Annotated in this window: 2 protein-coding genes; both read left to right on the top strand. The window is 73.3% G+C overall.

The genetic code is table 11. The annotated features are described in order from the left end of the window. The coding region (locus tag FK498_RS18070) for a DNA-processing protein DprA (RefSeq protein WP_141857013.1) at positions 1-748 on the top strand (748 nt) is incomplete at its 5' end. Between the two features lie 32 nt (positions 749-780). Continuing rightward, the coding region (gene topA / locus FK498_RS18065) for a type I DNA topoisomerase (RefSeq protein WP_141857011.1) at positions 781-3,316 on the top strand (2,536 nt) is incomplete at its 3' end.

Raw genomic sequence — 3,316 nt, 5'->3', positions numbered from 1 at the left:
GGCCGAGGCGGGGATCGTCGTGGTCTCCGGCCTCGCGCGCGGCATCGACGCGGCCGCGCATCAGGGCGCGCTCGCCTGTGGCGTCACGGTGGCGGCGGTGGCGACCGGGCTCGACCGCCCCTACCCGCCCGAGCACGCAGACCTCCAGGCGCGCATCGGCGCAACGGGCGCCGTGGTCGCCGAGGCGCCGCTCGGCACGGCGGCCCTGCCCAGGCTGTTCCCGCGTCGCAACCGGATCATCGCCGGGCTTGCGCTCGGCGTGGTGGTGGTGGAGGCGGCCCCCAGGTCCGGCAGCCTGATCACCGCCCGCCTCGCGCTCGAGGCCGGGCGCGAGCTCTTCGCCGTGCCCGGCAGCCCGCTCGACCCGCGCGCGCGCGGCGCGAACGACCTGATCCGCCAGGGCGCCCACCTGGTCGAGAGCGCCGAGGACATCCTCGCCCATCTGCCTGCGGGCCCGCCGGCGGAGCCGCTCCGCCTCGCCCTCGCGCTCGCCGCCGAGGCCGACGACGAGCCGGCGCGGGAGCCTCACGATGAGATGACCGACCCGCCCGAACCGCCCGGCGACGAGGTCGCCGCCGCGCTCGCCGCGCTCGCCACCCTGCTCTCCCCCGCGCCGGTGACGGTTGACGAGCTGATCCGCCGCTGCCCATGTTCCGCCCCCGCCGTCTCGGCCGCCCTGCTCGAGCTCGACCTCGAGGGGCGGATCGAGCGGCTGCCGGGGAACCGGGTGGCGCTCGCCAGCCGGTAGCGGCCCGTCCCGGGGGCCGTCGGGAATCCTGGATGGACGTCGTCGTCGTCGAATCGCCCGCCAAGGCCAAGACCATCAACGGCTATCTCGGCCGGGACTACACCGTGGTCGCGTCCTACGGGCATGTGCGCGACCTGCCGGCGAAGGACGGCTCGGTGCGGCCCGAGCAGGACTTCGCCATGGACTGGGCGCCGGACGACCGCGGCGAGAGGCAGGTGCGCGCGATCGCCGCGGCGCTGAAGGGGGCCAAGACCCTCTACCTCGCCACCGACCCCGACCGCGAGGGCGAGGCGATCTCCTGGCACGTCAAGGAGATGCTCGAGGACAGGCGCGCGCTCAAGGGTGTCGCCGTCAAGCGCATCGTCTTCAACGAGATCACCCGCTCCGCCGTGAAGCGCGCGCTCGCGACCCCGCGCGACCTCGACCGCAACCTGATCGAGGCCTATCTCGCCCGCCGCGCGCTCGACTACCTGTTCGGCTTCACCCTCTCGCCCGTGCTCTGGCGCAAGCTGCCCGGCGCGCGCAGCGCCGGGCGGGTGCAGAGCGTCGCGCTGCGCCTGATCTGCGAGCGCGAGGCCGAGATCGAGGCGTTCCGCCCGCGCGAGTACTGGACCGTCGAGGGCGCGTTCCTGAGCGCGGCCGGCGCGCCGTTCACGGCGAAGCTGACGGTGCTGGAGGGGAAGAGGCTCGGCCAGTTCGACCTCGCCGACGCCGCCTCCGCCCAGGCCGCGAAGAACGCCGCGGAATCGGCGCGCTATCGGATCGCCTCGGTCGAGAGGAAGCGCGTCCGGCGCAACCCGCCGCCGCCCTTCACCACCTCCACCCTCCAGCAGGAGGCGTCCCGCAAGCTCGGCTTCGGCGCCACGCGCACCATGCGCACCGCCCAGCAGCTCTACGAGGGCGTGGAGATCCGGGGCGAGACCGTCGGCCTCATCACCTACATGCGGACCGACGGCGTGCAGATGGCCGAGGAGGCGATCGCCGCGATCCGCCAGCACCTCGGCGCGTCCTACGGGCCGGACTACCTGCCGGCCGAGCCGCGCCGCTACGCCTCGCGCGCCAAGAACGCCCAGGAAGCCCATGAGGCGATCCGCCCCACCGACATCGCGCTCCGGCCCGAGGACGTCGCCCACGCGCTCTCCGAGGATCAGCGCCGTCTCTACGAGCTGATCTGGAAGCGCGCCGCCGCCTCGCAGATGGCCGCGGCCGAGCTCGACCAGACCACGGTCGAGATCGAATCCGAGGACCACAAGATTGTTTTCCGCGCAACGGGCTCCGTCCTGGTGTTCGACGGATTCCTCAAGCTGTACCGCGAGGACCGCGACGATCCGGCCGAGGACGAGGACGGCCGCATCCTGCCCGCGATCGCCGAGGGCGAGCGGCCGACGCTCGCCGAGGCCCGCCCCGAACAGCACTTCACCCAGCCGCCGCCCCGCTACTCCGAGGCGAGCCTGGTCAAGAAGCTCGAGGAGCTGGGGATCGGCCGGCCCTCGACCTACGCCTCGATCCTGCAGGTCCTGCAGGACCGCGCCTATGTCCGGCTCGAGAACCGCCGCTTCATCCCCGAGGATCGCGGCCGCATCGTCACCGCCTTCCTCACCGGCTTCTTCGAGCACTACGTCGCCTACGACTTCACCGCGGGGCTCGAGGAGAAGCTCGACGACATCTCCGGCGGCCGGGCCGAGTGGCGCGCCGTGATGCGCGACTTCTGGCGCGAGTTCGTCGCCGCCGTGGAGGAGACCAAGGAGCTGCGCATCAGCGACGTGGTCGAGGCGCTGGATCGCGACCTCGGCCCACACTTCTTCCCCGACCGCGGCGATGGCAGCGATCCCCGCGCCTGCCCGCGCTGCGGCACCGGCCGGCTGGGCCTGCGCATCGGCGGCAACACCGGCGCCTTCATCGGCTGCTCGAACTACCCGGAATGCCGCTACACGCGGAACCTCACCACGGCCGAGGGCGAGGGGGAGGAGCGGCTGCTCGGCCACCACCCCGAGACGGGCGAGCCGGTCACCCTGCGCCAGGGCCCTTACGGGTTCTACGTCCAGCTCGGCGAGCCGCCCCCGCCGGACCCGGATGCGCCGAAGCCGAAACGGGGCCGCGACAAGGCGAAGGACACCGCGCCCAAGCCCAAGCGCGCCTCGCTGCCCAAGGGGATCGACCCGGCCACGGTGACGCTCGAGCAGGCGCTCGGCTGGCTGTCCCTGCCCCGCCTGGTCGGCATCCACCCCGAGCGGCAAGAGCCCATCTACGCCGGGCTGGGCCAGTTCGGACCCTATGTCAGGATGGGTCCGGTCTATGCCAGCCTCGACAAGGACGACGACGTGCTCGCGGTCGGGCTGAACCGCGCGGTCGTGCTGCTGGCGAAGAAGCTCGATTCGGTGCGCGCCCTCGGCGAGCACCCCAAGGGCGGCGCGGTGACGGTGCGCAAGGGACGGTTTGGCCCCTATGTCCAGCACGGCACCACGGTCGCGACCCTGCCCAGGGGCGTGACGATGGAGGAGATCGGGCTGGAGGCGGCGGTGCGCCTGCTGGCCGAGAAGGGCAAGCCGCTCGCGGGCCGGCGCGGCG

This window comes from Elioraea sp. Yellowstone, from assembly GCF_006704265.1.
Taxonomy (GTDB): Bacteria; Pseudomonadota; Alphaproteobacteria; order Acetobacterales; family Acetobacteraceae; genus Elioraea.
The sequence above is the reverse complement of the archived record's forward strand: the minus strand, read 5'-3'. Positions and strand labels throughout refer to the sequence as shown.